Source organism: Azospirillum sp. B21 (assembly GCF_008364825.1).
Taxonomy (GTDB): Bacteria; Pseudomonadota; Alphaproteobacteria; order Azospirillales; family Azospirillaceae; genus Azospirillum.
This window is the reverse complement of the sequence record NZ_VTTO01000001.1, coordinates 1-17,415: the sequence shown is the minus strand read 5'-3', so window position 1 is coordinate 17,415 and position 17,415 is coordinate 1. Positions and strand designations below refer to the sequence as shown.

Sequence of the window (17,415 nt, the reverse complement as noted above, 5' to 3'; positions counted from 1 at the left end):
TCTTCCGCGGGGGAAGAAGGGCTTCGAAGAGCGGGCCGGTTGGCCCGTAAGGTTCAGCGCGCCTTGGCGGTCGCCGGGGTCTGGCGGAAGGCGTCGTGAAGATAGGGCGACAACGCCTGACGCATGTTGCGCAGCCATTCGTGGATGATGATCAGCGAGCGGGAGGCGACGGGCGGGGTCATGCCCAGCTTTACCAGATCCTCGCGGGTCATCGTGGCCACCTGATCGATCCGGTGGCCGGTCAGGCGGGCCCAGGCGGGGGCGGTGCAGGGCGACATGGAGATGACCTGCAGCCCCTCGCGCTCCACCATCTCCGCCTTGCGGCGGGCGTACTGGCTGTCCTCCAACTGCGAGAAGGGACCGGAGAAGCCGTTCTCCACCAGGACACGCTTGGCCTTCGGCGCGATGGTCGCCACCCGCTCCAGCGTGGTCATGCCGGTGGAGAGCGAGGCGAGGTCGACGGTCACCGGCACCATGAAGGTCAGCCGCTCGCCGTCGCCAACGTAATAGTCGAAGCCCGACACCTCGGCCCAGTTGAAGAACCACTGCGAGATGTTGCCGCCGAAATCATACAGGCGGCCGCCGCGCTGCAGCTCCGGCCCGATCAGGTCCCAGAACTCGTAAAAGCCGTCGCCCGACCCCATCATGTTCATGAAGTCCTGGGTGATGCGGCGGTGTTCGACCACGTCCGGGCCGAACAGGCGGGCGAGTCGCTCGTTCACCTCGTACTCGACGACCTTCAGCTGCAGGCCTTCCAGCATGGCGGTCGCCATCAGGTGATGGGACAGCAGCGTCTTGCCGACGCCGCCGCGGTCATTGAGGACGAAGATCGTGCCCAGCATGCGATCGCCTTTCCAGTGTACGTTTGTTGAGTCGTCTTGGAGCATCGGGGGGGACATCAAGGAGCCGGTGTTCTGCGCGGCCGCCGTGGACGTCGGGTGGGGAGCCGGCTGCGGCGCCGGCTCGGGTGTCGGTTCCGGCATCGGTTCCGGTACAGGTTCGGGGGCCGGACTCTCTTCCGCTTCGTCTTCCGCTTCGCTTTCTACAGCGGCTTCCGGTTCCGGGGTACCGGCCTCCGCGCCCATTCCAGTGTCCGCCGCCGGTTGATCTTCGGCCTCCTTCGCCGCCGGCGCCAGCAGGCTCGGGGCAGGGGGGAAGGGTTCGGAAACGGGTTCGAGGACGGAGTTAGCCGATTCCATCTCAGCTTCAGGCGCCTTCGCCGGCGGCGGGACAGGAGCAGCGTCAATGGACACTGCGGCGGCCTCGTCGGCATGATCTGAGTCGGCGATCTCCGCGATCTCGGCGGACTCAGCGATCTCTGGGGGCTCTTCGTCCTCACCCTCCAGCCCGGCCGACAGGGCGGCCTCATGAACGGCGGCCAGCGTTTCCGCCGGCATGGCCGCGGCGGCACCGCCATGATCTTCGGCCGCCTCGCCGCGTCCCTCGTTCCCGACGAGGAAGAAGGCGGAGCGCAGGGTTACCGGCGAGATCGGTTGGCTGTCGCGGGCGGTGATGCCCAGCTTCGCCAGCAGATCGGAGATTTCGGCCCAGGACAGACCGCGTTCGCGCATCAGCCCGATATCGGCATAGCTTTCGCGCACCGCCTGCATGGCGCTGCGGTTGCCAGCCGGGCGATCGGCAAGGAGCCGTTCAAGTTCCGAGCGGTCGATCGACACCGTATGGGATTCCGGCAAGATGAAATGGCGGCGGGGAGGCGCCCGGACGTTGGATCACAAGGAATCCTTTCCCCTGGGGCCGAAAAAATAGTACAAGCGGCCATCACGCGCAAACGGTTTCCAAACGACATCAACGGCGCTAAACATCGCTCTCCGATCAGGCGCGCCGACCGTGACGTGCGGCAACTTCGCCGACGCTCCGGCAAGCCGGACCATGACGTTGGCTTTTGGAACCGCTGTCCGGTTGCGCGGTTTGCAATACGGGCGTCCGGCTGTTTTCGTCGCGACGTGTGTTTTCACTGGGCTGGGCTTGGAACCGGGGTTGGGCAGGATGCCTCACGATTTTGGTTCATCACGGGACCGGCGATCCGCATCCGCACTGGGGGCGGGAATCGGCTTCCACGAGTTGCGGCAGGCCTGCGAGATCTCTGCGTTGCGCGAAGATCTGGAGCGGCTGGCCCACGAAGCCGGAACGTTGCGTGACGGTGTGGAACAGGCGGTGGAGGATGTCCGCGACCGATTCGCCGCCCTGAGTGCGGAGGAAATGGCCGATCCCATGGTCCTGGCCCCACTGCTGCAACTTGCGGTAACCACCTTGCTGGAGATCCGCGAGCAAGCCCGGCAGCTCAACACCCGCACCGGCCCGCTTGCCGACGACGAGCGTCCCTCCTGGCTGGGGGCCGCGGAGGCGCCACGCTTGCGCCCGGCCGCGCCGCCGCCCGCCTGGGGCGAGGCGTGGGGTGAGGAAACGCCGCTGCCCCGGTCCCAACCCGTGGCCCCGGTTCCGCCATCCGACCAGCCGGCCGCCTCACCGGCCGACCCGCCGGCCCGGCCGGCGCAAAAGGCATTGATGGCACCGACCGCGCCGGATCCAGTGGCCGAGCCGTTCCATTCGGCAGCGGGCCTATCCACACCGCCCCCCGCCGCCCCGATCTCGCCCTTCTCGCCTACCCAGCCGCCGGCAGCCTCGTCCGCAGCACCCTCCCTGCCTGCCGATACCCAGGCCGCCTGGCTATCCGGCGAGCCCGCTCCGCCGTCGCCGCCGTCAAGGGCGGCGACGGCGCGCAGCAATGGAACCGGCAGACCACGCTCGCCCGGCGGCATCGACTGGCTCGGCCCGGCAGGACGCTGAGCTTCTGTCCGGCATTACTGCCGCCATCCGAGACTCTCCGACTCGAGGTGAGGTGTTTCTGCACCAATGGGAGAAAAAGGTCAGATCCTGAACGATTGATCTTGCAAATTCGAGGTGGTGTAGTACAAACAGCGTAGCGTCAAATGCAATTTTGCCAAAATTTGTCGCTTATCGCGCAACGCCACGTGTCCCGGAGGTCGGTCGCATGCTCAGGATCGACGCCATCGCCAAACCGCAGTCAACCTACCGCACCCGCGTCCCCGGCCAACCCTTGCGTGTGATGGTGGTGGAGCACGACGAGACAGCCGCCGATGCCCTGGCGGTGGTGGTCGGCGACCTTGGCCATACCGTCTGCGGTGTCGCCCGGACCGAGGCGGAAGCAGCAGATTTCGCTCTGCGCGAACGGCCGGATCTGGCGCTGCTTGACGTCCGGCTCGGCGGCGGTGACGGCATTGCGGCGGCCCGGCGGTTGAACCTGGACCATGGCCTGCGCTGCATCTTTCTGTCCGGCAACAGCGACCACGGCACCATGGCCCGCATCACCGAGACCTATCCGCTCGGCGTCGTCCACAGGCCCTTCTCCCATGCCCAGTTGAAAGTGGCTCTGGATCTGGCCGCACGGCGTTTGCGCTGACCAGAAACCGGCGCTACTTCGAAGGAAACGGTTTTCCGACGCCTGTTGCTCTGCTATATTTGTTCATGGAGTGTTCTGGTCCGGAACGGCAGGGCGAGTGCGCCGGGCCGGGTATAGCCATTGCATTTCCGACGGCGGTTGACCGGCCTCTGTCCCTCGTGCTTCGTTGCGCGGGACCGGGGGGATGGTCGCCATTGAACAGCCGGCCCTGCGAATGGGAACCCTCGGCATCTGGGTGCCTCCGCCGGGCATCCTGACGGGTCGGCATGGATGCTGGGACACTCGCGCTTAGGAGCAACGAGCGATGAATGTTTGGACGTTTACGGGACGCCTGGGCGCGGACGGCGAATTGCGCACGACCCAGAGCGGCGAGAAGGTGCTGGGTTTCCGCGTCGCCAACGACGTCGGTTTCGGCGATCGCAAGACGACCCAATGGGTCGATTGCTCCATCTGGGGACGCCGCGCCGAGTCGCTCGCTCCGCACCTGACCAAGGGCAAGAGCGTCGTCGTGTCGGGCGAGGTGACCCTGCGCGAATACGAGAAGCGCGACGGCACCCGCGGCGCTGGCCTGTCGGTCCGCGTGGCCGAGATCGACTTCACCGGCGGCGCCCGTGAAGAGGGCGGCGGCAGCTTCGGCGGCGGTGGCGGCGGTGGCTACGAATCGCGTGGCGGTGGCAGCGGCGGCGGCTATGGTGGCGGCAGCGGCGGCGGCAACTACGGCGGCGGTTCGTCGGGTGGCCGCAGCGGCGGCGGCGGCGCTCCGCCCCGTCACGAGGACCTCGACGACGAAATCCCGTTCTGAGGCTGAACGCCCCAACGGTACACCTCATCGGCCGGATGCCCGTCATCCGGCCGTTGTCGTTTTTGGGAAACGGGAACTGTTCCGAGATCACTCCGCCAAGCGCGACCGCAGGCGCGGTGCCATGTGGTCCAGGAAGGTGCGGACACGGCGCGGGGCGCGGTCGCGGCCGGTGTACACGGCGTGAATTTCCTCCATGTCCACCAGCACATCGTCCAGCACCGCCACCAACCGCCCGTCGCGCAGATCGTCGCGCACGTGATAGTCGGCCAGCCGAGCCAGCCCCAGGCCCAGCAGCGCCATGTGCCGCACCGTCTCGCCATTGTTCGCCAGGATGCGTGTCGGCACCTCCCGGTCGACCAGCCGTCCGCCGGACTTCAGAGGCCAGACCGCGGCAGCACGACGGAAGTTGAAGCCCAGACAGTCGTGCGCCTCCAGGTCGGCCGCGGTCTGCGGAACGCCCCGGCGCTCCAGATAGGCGGGAGAGGCGACGATCTGCCGGCGCACCACACCAAGCCGCTGGGCCAGCAGCGCCGAATCGCTCAAGGGTCCGGCGCGGAAGGCAACGTCCACCCGGGCGGCATAGAGGTCCACCACTTCGTCCGTCATCGTCACATCCATCGTGATGCCGGGATTATCGCGTAGAAAGTCCGGCAGCAGCGGCAGCAGGCAATGCTGACCGAAGGGGACGGAGGCGTTGACGCGGATCAGTCCGGTCGGCGCACGCGCGCCACCGGCGATCTCGGCGTCAAGCGCGTCCATCTCCCCCAGCAGTGACTCGGCCCGCTCGCGGTAAAGCTCACCTTCCGCGGTCAGGCGCAGCTTCCGGGTCGACCGCTCCACCAGCCGCACGCCCAGCCGTTCCTCCAGCCGCGTCATCAGCTTGGCGGTGGAGGAGGGCGTCATGCCGACGTCGCGGCCTGCGGCGCTGAAACTGCCATGGGCGGCCACCCGCAGAAACACACGCATTTCCCAGGCACGAGGATCGCTCACGGGGCCACCTTTCATCAACTTTGTCATTGAGTGACAAAATTATGGGAATGCGGCGGGCATTCCCGTTTCGAACCTTATGGCGCACATGGTCTCCCCAGAACAGACCTTCCGGAAATGGAGACCTTTGAAATGCCTCTCGCACTGCTGGCGCTGGCGATCAGCGCCTATGCGATCGGGACGACCGAGTTCGTCGTCGTCGGCCTTCTGCCCACGGTGGCGAGCGACTTGAACGTCAGCCTGCCGCTGGCGGGGATGGTGGTCAGCGTCTATGCACTGGGCGTCACCTTCGGCGCGCCGGTCCTGACCGCCCTGACCGGCAGACTCCGGCGCAAGCCGCTGCTGGTCGGGCTTATGGGCGTCTTCGTCGCCGGCAACCTGCTGGCCGGCTTCAGCCCGAATTACGAGACCCTGCTGGTGGCGCGGGTGCTGAGCGCCTTCGCCCATGGCGTTTTCTTCTCAGTCGGGTCGACCATCGCGGCCGATCTGGTGCCGGAGGACAAGCGCGCCTCCGCCATCGCCATGATGTTCTCCGGCCTGACCATCGCCATCGTCACCGGCGTGCCGCTGGGCACCTGGATCGGGCAGACCTTCGGCTGGCGCGCCACCTTCCTGGCGGTTTCGGCCCTTGGCGTGATAGGCGGGCTGGGGGTGGCGGCGCTGGTGCCCGCCCGTCTCAGCCAGCCGCCGGCCGCCGGTCTGGGCGTGCAGGTCGGGGTGCTGGCGAAGCCGCGGCTTCTGCTGGCTTTCGCCATCACCGCGCTGGGCTATGGCGGCACCTTTGTCGCCTTCACCTTCCTGGCTCCGATTCTGGAGACGATCACCGGATTCTCCAGCGCCACCGTCAGTCTCGTGCTGGTTCTATACGGTGCGGCCATCGCCGTCGGAAACGTCGTCGGCGGCAGGCTCGCAAACCGACGGCCGGTGCGGGCGCTGGCCTGGCTGTTCGCCCTGCAGGCGCTGGTGCTGATCGTCTTCACCTTTACCGCCGACGCCAAGATCCCGGCGCTGATCACGTTGGCCGGCATGGGGGCGCTGGCCTTCGCCAACGTCCCCGGGCTTCAGCTCTATGTCGTGCAGTTGGCGCAGCGCCATGCGCCGGGCGCGGTGGACGTGGCGTCGGCCATGAACATCGCCGCCTTTAACCTCGGCATCGCCGCCGGTGCCTTCTTCGGCGGGCAGGTGGTTTCGTCGCCGCTCGGCCTTGGTGCCACACCCTGGGTCGGCGGCCTGTTCGTGCTGGGCGGACTGGTCCTGACGCTGGCGAGCGGCGCGCTTGACCGGCGGGAAGGGGCCGTTCCTGCTTAACCACCCTTCCCATTTGGCACTGGATGCCCGCAGCTTTGCCCGGATCGGGCCATTCCTGGCACGATCCGGGCATATCTCGTTAAACCGGCTCGGTCTCCAAGGTCAAAGCGTCGAGCAGGATGCTGCCGTCGTCGGTGATGTCGAAGTGGCTGCGGACCTCGGCCGAGGCACTGCGCCGGAGGGATCGGATGGCCTCGGCGCGGAGGTCGGTCGTACGCGTGCGGGCGGCGCAGATCGCAAACTCCATGCGTAGACGCAGCCCAGATCAATGACCTCGCCCAAGGGGGTGGGAACGAGCTTGATTCATCCGCATTCCGCCGGTGATGATGCGGAGCGGGGTCCGACCCTCACCGAAGACAAGGTCAATCTTTCGAACTGCCGCCCGTCGCCATTGTCCTTGCCTTTGCCGTTGTAAGCGCATCCCGATAGCGACGCAGGCGGCCATAGGTCGGCCAAGCGCGAGCCACAAACGGATCGGCCCAAATCACCGCCACCATGGTGCCCAAGCCGGCGAAGCTGCCGATGAAAGCGCCATAAATTCCACCCGACAGCGCACCAAGCACCCAAGGTTGCGCATAGCGCGCTCCTTCGATCCCCTGCATGACGATGGTTCCGCTCGCAACGAGCAGGGCCAAAGCAATGCCGACTCTCCCAGGGGCGTACCAGATGCGGAGATCCTCCGCCGTCAGGCCATAATCCTCTGGTATGGGACGGGCCGCCTCCTGTCGTGCATTATCGACGGCAAGCTTCAGATGCGGCTGGTTCATGTAGGCTCTCCCGGTCGACATCGCAGGATACCCATTCCCAAAGAATGGCGCCATCGATGCGGCTCCTCCGACCGAAAACGCGAAACCCCGCCAAGGGGCGGGGTGAACCGACGATCTCGATCTCAGGGAAAGTTGGCTGGGGCGCCAGGATTCGAACCTGGGAATGGCGGTACCAAAAACCGCTGCCTTACCACTTGGCGACGCCCCAACCGGCGCGGCGATCAACTCTTATCGCCGGAAGGAGCGGCACCATAATCGGAAGCCCGGCCGAACGCAACAGGCTGTTTTCGGAAAATTTTCGCCGCCAAATCAGCCTCGCAAAAGGTCAGCGTCCCTCCCGGCGCCACGCCATCAACAGGCCGCCAAGCACCAGGGCCAACACTGCACCGACCGGCAGCAGCGGCACCTCCGTCACACCGGTCACCGTATAGTCGCCGTTGGCGCGCAGGCCGATCCAACCGGAACCGCTCTGGCTGCGGTCGGCCTGGGTCCGGCGCACCTCGATGCCGGGATTGGGGCCGCTGTCGGTGTCGGTGACCCAGTGGATGCCGCCGCCGGTCGCCTCGGCAACCGGCTGAATCCGGTCGCCGGTGGAGCGGACGTCTGCCAGTTCGGGCGTGTTGACCGCTCCCACCACCGCCAGCGTCGTCCGCTCCCCGTCTGAGATGCGGTAGATCCCGGGCGCACTGGCCGTCACCGTGGCGATGGCGCGGCCGGTCTTGTTGTCGGCCAATTGCAGCGTGCTGGCTTGGTCGGACGGGTCAGTGAGCGTGACCGAGCGCGGATCCGGGGTGAGGGAGCGGCGTTCCACCGTGATGCGGTTGCCGTCAACGCGGGCGCGCAGATCGTTCTCCTCCAGTTCCGGTTCCTTCATCAGCCAATGGGCGAGGCGGCGCAGAAGCTCCGCCTGCGGGCCACCGCCTTCGAAACCGCGGCTCCACAGCCAGATTTGGTCGGAGGCGAGCTGCGCCACCCGGCCCTTGCCGACGCGGTCCAGCAGCAGAAGCGGGCGATTGTCGGCCCCCTGCATCACCACGGTCCCGCCATTGGGGGCGACATCGACCTGATGGAACCAGCGGCCCCAGGTCGGCGGCGCATCGATTCGGTCGCCGGGCAGCCCGGCGGTCACCGGATGGCGGCGGCCGATTTCGGTCACGGTCGGCAGGAAGGGACGGTCCACCGTCTGCCCGCTGGGGGCGGCCGGTAGGATGGAGCCAAGCGGCGTGCGGTAGAGCGACAGCGGCGACGCATAGCCCTGGCCCGACGCCTCCAGCAGGGCGCCGCCCTTACGCACATAGTCGGCGATGTTCTCAAGATACATCTGGGGCAGCACGCCGCGGCGGCGATAGCGGTCGAAGATGATCAGGTCGAACTCGTCGAGCTTCACCTCGAACAGCTCGCGGATCGGGAAGGCAATCAGCGACAGCTCGCGGATCGGCGTTCCGTCCTGCTTTTCGGGTGGGCGCAGGATGGTGAAATGGACCAGATCGACCGCCGGGTCGGCCTTCAGCAGGTTGCGCCACGTGCGCTCGCCGGCATGGGGCTCGCCGGAGACCAGCAGGACGCGCAGCCGGTCGCGGACGCCGTTCACCACCACTGCGGCGCGGTTGTTGGCGAGCGTCAGCTCCTGCTTCGCCGCCTCCACCTCCAGTTCCAGAACATTCTGCCCGCCATGGGTGACCGGCAGGTCGATCCGTACGTCCTGTCCCACCGGAACGCGGATGGTGCCGGGCGCGCCGCCGTCCTGGCGCAGGGTCACCGCGGCGTCGGGAGACTGGCGTCCAGGCATGTCGTCGACGCGGATCGTCAATTCCACCGACTTGCCGACAAGGCCGTAGTTGGGCGCCTGGACTATGGCGATGCGGCGGTCGCCCTCGTTGCGGTCGCCGGTCAGCAGGGTGTGGACGGGGCCGATGTCGGCCAGCTTGCCCGGCACCTGGGGGACATCATGCACCTGACCGTCGGTGATGAAGACGGCGCCGGCCATGCGGCGGCGCGGAACGTCGGCCATCGCGCGGTTCAGCGCGTCGAACAGATGCGTCTCGTTGATCGTGCCGCCGGCCTCGCCCCCTTCACCAGTGCGCGCCACGCGGACCTCGAGGTCGTCGAAGCGCTTCAGCCGATCGGTCAGCTGTTCCACCGCCCGGTCGGTGCGGGCGCGGCGGTCGCCGATGGCCTGGCTGGGCGAATCATCGACCACGACCACGGCGACATCCTTGATCGGATCGCGCTTCTCCTGCACCAGCGACGGGTTGATCAGGGCCAGCGCCAGCACGATCACGGCCAGCAGGCGGAGCAGCGTGCCGCGCGCCCGGCGCAAGGCGGCGACCAGCACCACCAGCAGGGCGAAGCCGATCAGGGCGCCCAGCACCGGCCAGGGCAGCAGCGGCGCCAGAGCCACCGAAAGTCCGGAGAGCAGATCGACGGGCATTACTGGCCGAACCTTTCCAGGATGGCGGGCACATGGACCTGATCGGCCTTGTAGTTGCCGGTCAGGGCGTACATCACGACATTCACGCCGAAGCGATAGGCCATCTCGCGCTGGCGCTCGCCGCCGGGGATGACCGCGTACATCGGCTGGCCGTTGCGGCCGACCGCCCAGGCGGCGGCCCAGTCGTTGCCGCCGATCACGACGGAGGAGACTCCGTCATTCGCCGGCCCCTCCCGCGCCTCGATCCACAGCTGGCCGCCTGCCTGCCGTCCGGGGAAGTCGGTCAGCAGGTAGAAGGACTTGCGCAGAACATGGTCCTGTGGCACCGGGGCCAGCGGCGGGATGTCCAGCCCCTGGACCAGACGCTGCAGAATGCCTGAACCGCCGCCCGGCGCCTGGTCGCGGGTGTCGAAGAGGATGGTGCCGCCGCTGCGCATGTACTCGTTCACCCGCTGGCGCGCCTGATCCGACAGCGGCCTCTGCCGGTCGGAGACGGGCCAGTAGAGCAGGGGATAGAAGGCCAGCTCGTCCCGCTCCGGATCGACGCCGACCGCTCCCGCCGCCTCCACCGCCGTGCGCAGGCCGAGCACGCTGACCAGCCCCTCCAGTCCGGCGCGGGAGGTGTCGTCGACCCCGCTGTCGCCGGTCTGGACGTAGGCGAGGTAGGTCTCCGCCGTCACCTTGACCGCGTTTTCCTGGTCCTGCGCCCGGACCGGATGAGGTGCGGTGGCGAGCGCCACCGCCAGCAGCAGCCCGGCCGCCGCCCCGCCGGCTCCACGGCGCAGGCGGGGCGTGCGCAGCAGGCCGCGGAGCGCCAGCGCGATCAGCAAATCAATGGACAGCAGGGCGAGCGCCGCCGCCAGCAGCGACGGCTTCAAGGGAACCTCGCCCCGGCCGCCATAGCCGTCGCGGCCGACGCCGGCCGGCATGGGCGGCAGCGGGTCGATGGTGGTGACGGCGGAGGACAGGTTCAGGGCGCGGCGGGCATCGTCGGTCCCGTAGAAGCCCGGCGGATGGCGCGGCCCGATCACGTCGGCGCCGGCATTGCCGGGGATCGGGAAGGCGGTGGGCGGCGGCGGAACAAGCCGACCGGTGCCGTCCAGAACCTCCACCGGGTCGAGTGAGGTGGTCGCCGCCGTTCCCGTCACGCCGCCGCTGAGCGCCACCAGACGGCGCAGCATGTCGACATACAGGCCGGACAGCGCCAGGTTCGACCAGTCCGGATTGGCCGTGGTATGGACCAGCACGATCCAGCCGTCGCCGCGCTTCTGCGAGGTCACCAGCGGCGTGCCGTCAGCCAGACGCGCCCAGGTTCGGTCGGCCAGATCCAGCGCCGGTTCGGCCAAAACCTGCCGGTTGACCTGGACGTCGGCGGGGATCGCCAGCCCTTCGAAGGGCGACTTGGCCGGGAAGGGCTGCAGCCGCGCCGGCTCAGACCAGGACAGGGCGCCGCCCAGCGCACGGTCGCCGATGCGCAGCCGGACCGGCACCAGGGTATCGGCATGCTGGGCCAGACGCGGCCCGGCGAAGCGCAGCAGCACGCCGCCCTTCTTCACCCAATCCTCGATGTCCTGCACCTCGCTGCCGGTCAGGGCGCCGATGTCGGACAGGATCAGCACGGCAAGATCGCGCTTCAGCAGGTCCAGCGTGTCGCCGCGCCGCACCTCGTTGTAGGGCGACAGGGCACGTTCAAGGTAATAGAGGTCCGACAGCAGCGGCTGGCTTTCCCCCTCCGACCGGCCGGAGACTAGCCCGACCGGGCGGCGGCGCCAACGCTCGTCCAGCAGCACGGTGGCGCCGGCGGTGGTGTCGCCCTCCACCCGCAGGGCGGCGGCGTCGTTGCGCAGCTCGGTGGGCACGTCGAGGCGCACTTCGCGAATCTTCTGGCCGGGCTCGAAAGCCACGGTCTGGCGGGTCAGCAGACGGCCGTCGGCGGCGGTGAGGCGGACGGTCACCGGCTCCGGCCGGGACGGGTCGGCGCGGACGATGCGGGCGGTCAGCACCGTGCCCTCGCTCGACGGCGGAAGCAGCAGATGAGGCGGGCGCTCGGCCGAATCGTCGAGCACGTCGGCGGAACCCAACCGCTGCAGCCCGGCGGCCAGCGCCGCGGCACGGCCGTCGCCGACACCGTCGCTGAGCCAAACCGCATGGATGGAACCGCTGCCGTTTGTCTGGGCCGCGACCGCCTTCAACGCCTCCAGCGCCGCGGCGCGGTCGGTGGGCCAGGGCAGGGGAGCCATCGCCTGGGCCAGACGCCGGGCCTCGGTGGCGGGCAGGACGGCGCTGGCATGGATCGGCTGGCCGTCCGCCGGCGGGGCGGTCGGCAGCAGGATGACCGGGCGTTGCTGGCGCTCGGCCTGGGCGATCAACTCGTCCATCGTGCGCTTGCGCGTCGGCCAGTCGCGCCCGGCGGCCCAGCCATTGTCGACGACCAGCAGAAGCGGCCCGCCGCCCGGCAGCGCTGCCCGCGGGTTCAGCAGTGGCCCGGCCAGCGCCAGGATGATCAGCGCCGCCACGATCAGCCGCAGAAGCAGGAGCCACCATGGCGTCCGGGCCGGCGTCTCCTCCTGCGCGGTCAGGTCGCGCAGCAGGCGGATGGCCGGAAACTGAACGGCGCGCGGCGCCGGAGGCGTGACGCGCAACAGCCACCACAGGACCGGCAAGGCGGCCAGTGCGGTCAAGACCCAGGGGGCGGCGAAGGCGATCGGTCCGAGACCCAGCATTGGCGCGTCTTCAAGAGGGGGAGGGGCGGAAGTCGGTCATCCGCGCCTGCGCGGAGATGACGACCGTTCATGAGTATGGGACGCCGTCCGCCGCTTCACACCGCCTCCATCGCCATCGCACCCCATAGGGTGAGCAGCGCCGATTGCGGGGAACGGTCGGTGCGGTGGACGGCGAAGCTCCATCCTGCGGTGCGGGCAAGCGCGGCCAAGCCGTCCTGCTGTGCCTTCAGCCGCTCGCGGTAGGCCTCGCGAACCGCCTCCACACGTGGAACCAGCAGGTTCTGTTCGCCCTCCAAGCCATGGAAATCGACGCGGCCGTCATAGGGCAGCGTCTCTTCCGCCGGATCGAGGATCTGGACCAGATGTCCGCGCAGGCCGCGCCCGGTCAGCCCGGCGACGGCGGCATGGATTTCCGGCAAAGGGGACAGCAGGTCGCCGAACAGCACCGTCTGGGCATGGCGGGGCAGGGGCTCCACCCGCGGCAGGGGATCCGGCGACGCGGCGGCGCGCGGGTCGGTCATCAGCCGGGCGATGCGGTCGATGGCGGTCTTGCCGTGGTCGGGACGCACGCCGCTGTTCAGCAGCGCCACACGCTCGCCGCCGCGCGCCAACAGGACGGCGGTGGCGAGCGTCAGCAGGTCGGCCCGCTCGCGCTTGGTCGGCAGGCCGGTGGCGGATCGGAAATCCATGGAGGGCGAGCGGTCGCGCCACAGCCAGACGCTCTGCGCCGCTTCCCATTCATTCTCGCGCACATAGACCGGCTGGGTCTTGGCTGACTGGCGCCAGTCGATCATCGACGGCGCGTCGCCGGGCTGGTAGCGGCGGAACTGCCAGAAGGTCTCGCCCAGCCCGACGCGGCGCCGGCCGTGCACGCCCTGGGCGACGGTGGCGGCCACCCGCTCCGCCGCGACCAGGAGCGGGGGTAGGGCGGAGGCAAGCTCCTCCGCGCGATGCCGGGCGAGCAGCGTCGTCGCCGCCTGGGTCTTCTGCTGAGGGCTTCGCGGCATCGCGGCTCCGCTCCAGGGGTTACGTCAGAGGCGCGCAGAGGCGGTCGATGACGTCGTCCAGCGTCACCCCGTCGGCCCGCGCGGCGAAATTCAGCGCCATGCGGTGCTTCAGGATCGGCTTGGCCAATGCCACCACGTCGTCCAGCGAGGGCGACAGCCGGCCGTCCAGCACCGCGCGGGCGCGGGCGGCGAGCATCAACGACTGGCTGGCACGCGGGCCGGGACCCCAGGCGACATGCTGGCGCACCTCCATCAGCTCCGACATTTCCGGCCGGCCGCGTCGCACGAGGTCGAGGATGCCGTCGACCACCCCTTCACCCACCGGAACGCGGCGGACGAGGCGCTGCGCCGCCTGCAGGTCGGCCGCGGACAGCACCGTCACCGCGCGCTCGTCGGCGGAACCGGTGGTGGCGATCATCATCCGGCGCTCGGCCTCTCGGTCCGGATATTCGACGTCGATCTGCATCAGGAAGCGGTCGAGCTGGGCTTCCGGCAGCGGGTAGGTGCCCTCCTGCTCCAGCGGGTTCTGGGTCGCCAGGACGTGGAAGGGCTGGGGCAGGGGATGGTACTGGCCGGCGACCGACACGCGATGCTCCTGCATCGCCTGCAGCAGCGCCGACTGGGTGCGCGGGCTGGCGCGGTTGATCTCGTCCGCCATCAGAAGCTGGCTGAACACCGGGCCGGGCAGGAAGCGGAAGGACCGGCGGCCGTTCTCGCCCTCCTCCAGCACTTCGGAGCCCAGGATGTCGGCGGGCATCAGGTCGGGCGTGCACTGGATGCGCTTTTCGGCGAGACCCAGCACGATGCCAAGCGTTTCCACCAGCCGCGTCTTGGCGAGGCCGGGAACGCCGATCAGCAGCACATGGCCGCCCGCAAGCAGCGTGACCAGCGTTCGGTCGATCACCTCCTGCTGGCCGAAGATCACGCGGCCGATGCGGTCGCGGACGGACGCCAGACGGTCGCCAAGCGCCTCGATCTCCTCCATCAGCCGTTGCGGGTCCTCCGGCACGGGTGGCTGCCCCCTCAGGATGTCCTGTGCGCTCAAGGTCTGCTGCTCCCCCGATGATGGGCTGGCCCAGGAATGGGACGGTTCGGCGTGGCAGTCGCGGTCGTCCGCGACGGGAAACACGGGATCCGCATGGTTGGCCCTGTTCCTGCGCGTTGTCGACACCCATTTTCCGGATCCCGCTGCCGGAGCGGGTAGGGCCGGCGGACCATTGGAGTGGACCTAGCGGTCGAGTGTGGCGAAAATACGCATGTTCGGGGACAAAACGGTTCCCAATTCCATGAAGGTCGGTAACGCAATGGCGAAAGACAAGCGCGCAGATGGGCCAACCGTATCGGAAACACCGGTGGATGTTCCGGCCGCGCTGGGACGCACTCCGACGTTGGAGCAGTACGACATCCGCATTGCGCGCGACGGCACCTGGTTCCACAATGGCGATCCGATCCGCCGGATCGAGTTGGCGAAGCTGTTCTCAACCGTCCTGCAGCGCGACGACGAGGGCGATTACTGGCTGATCACGCCGGTCGAACGCGGCCGGATCGTGGTGGAGGACGCACCCTTCGTCGCGGTGGAGATGACGGTGGCGGGCAGTGGGGCCGATCAGGTCCTCTCCTTCCGCACCAACCTCGACCATCAGGTCGAAGCCGGCCCCGACCATCCGATCCGTGTGGCCGTAAACCCTGAAACCGGGGAGCCGGCACCCTACATCCAGATAAGAAGCCGGCTGGAGGCGCTTATCCTGCGGCCCGTGTTTTACGACATGGTGGAGCGCAGCGAGACGCGCCGCACCGAAACCGGCGAGTCCGAGGTGGGTCTATGGAGCAACAAGGTCTTCTTCGCGCTGGGCAGGCTGCCTGGCGACTGAGCCTGGAGGAAGTTCGCCGGCGCTTTCCGGCGATGAGCGACGACGCGGCGGTGGAGAACGCGGTCCGGTCTAACCGGATGGCGCCGAAACACGCTGCCAAAATCCGCGGAGACCACGATCTGAATCCGGATCTGGGGCCGCCGACGACCTTGCGCGAGGCGGCGGTGCTGGTTCCCCTGGTCGACCGGCCGGAGGAACTGACGGTCATCTTCACCCAGCGCACCGCGACGCTGAGCGCGCATGCCGGGCAGATCAGCTTCCCCGGCGGCCGGATGGAGCCGGAGGATGACGGTCCCGAGGATACCGCGCTGCGCGAAACGGCGGAGGAGATCGGGCTGGAGCGTGGCCGGATCGAAATCGTCGGCCGGCTGGACACCTACGTCACCCGCACCGGATTCCGGGTGACGCCGGTGGTGGGGGTGGTGACACCGCCCTTCATCCTGACGCCCGACCCGACCGAGGTGGCGGAGGTGTTCGAGGTGCCGCTGTCCTTCATTCTCGACCCGTCCAACCCGCAGCGCCACAGCCGCGAATTCCTGGGCAAGCCGCGCTGGTTCTACGCCTTCCCCTATCCGCAGCGCTACATCTGGGGCGCGACCGCCGGCATGCTGGTGAACCTGCGCGACGTGCTGGGTGCTGCGGCCCGTGAGGCCGGGGAGGGCGGGACATCCCCCGGCCCGCTCTGACGGCGGTGGAAGACGCGTCGGGAATCGGTTAGCGTCGCCGCGCCATGACCGTCGCCGCACGCCTGTCCCCCCAGCCCTGGATGACCGCGCCCGAAAGCCGGGCGGTGTTCGCCGCCCTCGATGCCGGCGGCGCGGACGCGCGCTTCGTCGGCGGTTGCGTGCGGGACGCGTGGCTCGGCCGGCCGGTGAAGGACATCGACATCGCCACCCATGCTCCGCCGGAGCGGGTGATGGAACTGCTGGAGGCCGCAGGCATCCGCGTGATCCCAACCGGCATCGACCATGGCACCGTCACCGCGCTGTGCGACGGAAAGCCCTACGAGATCACCACGCTGCGGCGCGATGTCGAGACGGATGGCCGCCATGCCCGTGTCGAGTTCACCGATGATTGGGTGGAGGACGCCGCCCGCCGCGACTTGACGATGAATGCGCTGAGCTGCACGCCGGACGGCGCGATGTTCGACCCGTTCGGCGGTCTGGCCGACCTTGCCGCCGGCCGCGTCCGCTTCGTCGGCGAGGCACGGCGGCGGATCGAGGAGGATGTGCTGCGCCTGCTGCGCTTCTTCCGCTTCCACGCCCATTACGGCCGCGGCGAACCCGATTCCGAGGCGCTGGCCGCCTGCCGCGAGTTGGCGCCGCGCTTGCCGACCCTGTCCGGCGAACGGGTGCGGGGAGAACTGTTCCGCTTGCTGACCGCGCCCTGCGCGGCGGCGGTCTGGCGGCTGATGATGGGGCAGGGGATCATGGCCCACCTGCTGCCGGAGGCGATGGACACCGACCGGCTGGACCGGCTGATCGCCGTCGAACGCGACCTCGGCATCACGCTCGACCCGACCCGGCGGCTGGCGGCCGTTCTGGACAGCGACCGCCCCGGAGCATTGCGCGCGGCGGAAGCGCTCCGGCTGTCCAACCACGAGCGCGACCGGCTGCTGGCGCTCGTCGAGCCGCCGGTCGCGCTGGCGCCGTCCGACGACCGCAAGGCATTGCGCCAAGGACTGTACCGCATTGGCGACGGCGAGCTGTTCAGCGACCTGCTCCTGATTGCCGCCGCAATCCATGACGGCCCGCTCGACCTTACCGCATTGCGCGCCGCGATGTCCGTGGCCGGCGACCTGCCGATGCTGCGCCTGCCGATCGCCGGCCGCGACCTGCTGGATCTCGGCATCCCGCGCGGCCCGGCCGTCGGCCAAGTTCTGAAACGTATCGAAGGCTGGTGGATTGCCGAGGATTTTCGGCCTGATCGGGAGGCGTGCCTGGAGATGGCACGCGGCCTGACCGGTGAGCAGCCATCCTGACCCCAGCCAGAAGGGACATATGTTGCGCCCGGGTAGAAGTGTCAGTGGCTGGAGCAAAGTAGGAGTGTCAGCGGGAGCGGCTTCGGCTTGGCGGTG

Annotated in this window: 15 protein-coding genes and 1 tRNA gene; 7 read left to right on the top strand and 9 right to left on the bottom strand. The window is 68.7% G+C overall.

Annotation, left to right across the window (positions count from 1 at the left end; genetic code table 11):
- Positions 1 to 53: 53 nt before the first annotated feature.
- Positions 54 to 1,676, bottom strand: coding sequence for a hypothetical protein (locus FZ983_RS00080; RefSeq protein WP_149221627.1), 1,623 nt, complete (start codon positions 1,674 to 1,676; stop codon positions 54 to 56).
- A gap of 331 nt (positions 1,677 to 2,007) precedes the next feature.
- On the opposite strand from FZ983_RS00080, the gene FZ983_RS00075 reads away from it, so the two are divergent.
- The 3 genes from FZ983_RS00075 (at position 2,008) to FZ983_RS00065 (ending at position 4,244) form a co-directional block, all read left to right on the top strand.
- A complete protein-coding gene (locus tag FZ983_RS00075) occupies positions 2,008 to 2,808 on the top strand; it encodes a hypothetical protein (RefSeq protein WP_247883505.1) in 801 nt (266 codons plus the stop codon).
- Between the two features lie 205 nt (positions 2,809 to 3,013).
- A complete protein-coding gene (locus FZ983_RS00070; RefSeq protein ID WP_149221626.1) occupies positions 3,014 to 3,442 on the top strand; it encodes a response regulator in 429 nt (142 codons plus the stop codon).
- Positions 3,443 to 3,746: 304 nt separating this feature from the next.
- Positions 3,747 to 4,244 (top strand): single-stranded DNA-binding protein, encoded by a 498-nt coding sequence (locus FZ983_RS00065; RefSeq protein ID WP_149221625.1) that lies wholly within the window; start codon positions 3,747 to 3,749, stop codon positions 4,242 to 4,244.
- An 87-nt stretch (positions 4,245 to 4,331) separates the two neighbouring features.
- Here FZ983_RS00065 and FZ983_RS00060 read toward each other — a convergent pair whose 3' ends face one another.
- On the bottom strand, positions 4,332 to 5,234 hold the full coding sequence (locus FZ983_RS00060; RefSeq protein WP_149221624.1) for a LysR substrate-binding domain-containing protein: 903 nt from the start codon (positions 5,232 to 5,234) through the stop codon (positions 4,332 to 4,334).
- Between the two features lie 129 nt (positions 5,235 to 5,363).
- On the opposite strand from FZ983_RS00060, the gene FZ983_RS00055 reads away from it, so the two are divergent.
- Complete coding sequence (locus FZ983_RS00055; RefSeq protein ID WP_149221623.1) at positions 5,364 to 6,539, top strand: MFS transporter; 1,176 nt, start codon at positions 5,364 to 5,366, stop codon at positions 6,537 to 6,539.
- Between the two features lie 79 nt (positions 6,540 to 6,618).
- Here FZ983_RS00055 and FZ983_RS00050 read toward each other — a convergent pair whose 3' ends face one another.
- The 7 genes from FZ983_RS00050 to FZ983_RS00020 form a co-directional block, all read right to left on the bottom strand.
- Entirely contained in the window at positions 6,619 to 6,786 is a 168-nt protein-coding gene (locus FZ983_RS00050; RefSeq protein ID WP_188092211.1) for a hypothetical protein, read from the bottom strand.
- Between the two features lie 115 nt (positions 6,787 to 6,901).
- A complete protein-coding gene (locus FZ983_RS00045; RefSeq protein WP_149221622.1) occupies positions 6,902 to 7,306 on the bottom strand; it encodes a hypothetical protein in 405 nt (134 codons plus the stop codon).
- 133 nt (positions 7,307 to 7,439) lie between these two features.
- Positions 7,440 to 7,514: transfer RNA gene (locus FZ983_RS00040), tRNA-Gln, on the bottom strand.
- Positions 7,515 to 7,631: 117 nt separating this feature from the next.
- Positions 7,632 to 9,737 carry a hypothetical protein gene (locus FZ983_RS00035; protein ID WP_149221621.1) on the bottom strand — a complete coding sequence of 702 codons (2,106 nt, stop codon included), beginning with the start codon at positions 9,735 to 9,737 and terminating at the stop codon, positions 7,632 to 7,634.
- Positions 9,737 to 12,460: a DUF4159 domain-containing protein gene (locus FZ983_RS00030; RefSeq protein ID WP_149221620.1), complete on the bottom strand. Its 2,724-nt coding sequence runs from the start codon at positions 12,458 to 12,460 to the stop codon at positions 9,737 to 9,739. Before FZ983_RS00030 ends, FZ983_RS00035 begins: the two co-directional genes overlap by 1 nt.
- Before the next feature lie 95 nt (positions 12,461 to 12,555).
- Positions 12,556 to 13,467 carry a DUF58 domain-containing protein gene (locus FZ983_RS00025; RefSeq protein ID WP_149221619.1) on the bottom strand — a complete coding sequence of 304 codons (912 nt, stop codon included), beginning with the start codon at positions 13,465 to 13,467 and terminating at the stop codon, positions 12,556 to 12,558.
- A gap of 19 nt (positions 13,468 to 13,486) precedes the next feature.
- Positions 13,487 to 14,452 carry a MoxR family ATPase gene (locus FZ983_RS00020; protein WP_149222415.1) on the bottom strand — a complete coding sequence of 322 codons (966 nt, stop codon included), beginning with the start codon at positions 14,450 to 14,452 and terminating at the stop codon, positions 13,487 to 13,489.
- 367 nt (positions 14,453 to 14,819) lie between these two features.
- On the opposite strand from FZ983_RS00020, the gene FZ983_RS00015 reads away from it, so the two are divergent.
- The 3 genes from FZ983_RS00015 to FZ983_RS00005 are packed head-to-tail and all read left to right on the top strand — an operon-like array spanning position 14,820 to position 17,319.
- Positions 14,820 to 15,338, top strand: a complete 519-nt coding sequence (locus FZ983_RS00015; RefSeq protein WP_247883504.1) for a DUF1285 domain-containing protein — start codon at positions 14,820 to 14,822, stop codon at positions 15,336 to 15,338.
- Positions 15,339 to 15,370: 32 nt separating this feature from the next.
- Entirely contained in the window at positions 15,371 to 16,024 is a 654-nt protein-coding gene (locus tag FZ983_RS00010; protein WP_149221617.1) for a CoA pyrophosphatase, read from the top strand.
- Between the two features lie 44 nt (positions 16,025 to 16,068).
- The gene (locus FZ983_RS00005; protein WP_149221616.1) at positions 16,069 to 17,319 is read left to right on the top strand and encodes a CCA tRNA nucleotidyltransferase; all 1,251 of its coding nucleotides are present in this window, start codon (positions 16,069 to 16,071) and stop codon (positions 17,317 to 17,319) included.
- Positions 17,320 to 17,415: the final 96 nt, after the last annotated feature.

Coding starts and splice junctions, on each gene's coding strand:
- FZ983_RS00075 (WP_247883505.1), top strand. CDS start 2,008: ATGCCTCACGATTTTGGTTCATCACGGGACCGGCGATCCGCATCCGCA.
- FZ983_RS00010 (WP_149221617.1), top strand. CDS start 15,371: ATGAGCGACGACGCGGCGGTGGAGAACGCGGTCCGGTCTAACCGGATG.
- FZ983_RS00065 (WP_149221625.1), top strand. CDS start 3,747: ATGAATGTTTGGACGTTTACGGGACGCCTGGGCGCGGACGGCGAATTG.
- FZ983_RS00005 (WP_149221616.1), top strand. CDS start 16,069: ATGACCGTCGCCGCACGCCTGTCCCCCCAGCCCTGGATGACCGCGCCC.
- FZ983_RS00045 (WP_149221622.1), bottom strand. CDS start 7,306: ATGAACCAGCCGCATCTGAAGCTTGCCGTCGATAATGCACGACAGGAG.
- FZ983_RS00050 (WP_188092211.1), bottom strand. CDS start 6,786: ATGGAGTTTGCGATCTGCGCCGCCCGCACGCGTACGACCGACCTCCGC.
- FZ983_RS00025 (WP_149221619.1), bottom strand. CDS start 13,467: ATGCCGCGAAGCCCTCAGCAGAAGACCCAGGCGGCGACGACGCTGCTC.
- FZ983_RS00020 (WP_149222415.1), bottom strand. CDS start 14,452: ATGGAGGAGATCGAGGCGCTTGGCGACCGTCTGGCGTCCGTCCGCGAC.
- FZ983_RS00070 (WP_149221626.1), top strand. CDS start 3,014: ATGCTCAGGATCGACGCCATCGCCAAACCGCAGTCAACCTACCGCACC.
- FZ983_RS00055 (WP_149221623.1), top strand. CDS start 5,364: ATGCCTCTCGCACTGCTGGCGCTGGCGATCAGCGCCTATGCGATCGGG.
- FZ983_RS00030 (WP_149221620.1), bottom strand. CDS start 12,460: ATGCTGGGTCTCGGACCGATCGCCTTCGCCGCCCCCTGGGTCTTGACC.
- FZ983_RS00035 (WP_149221621.1), bottom strand. CDS start 9,737: ATGCCCGTCGATCTGCTCTCCGGACTTTCGGTGGCTCTGGCGCCGCTG.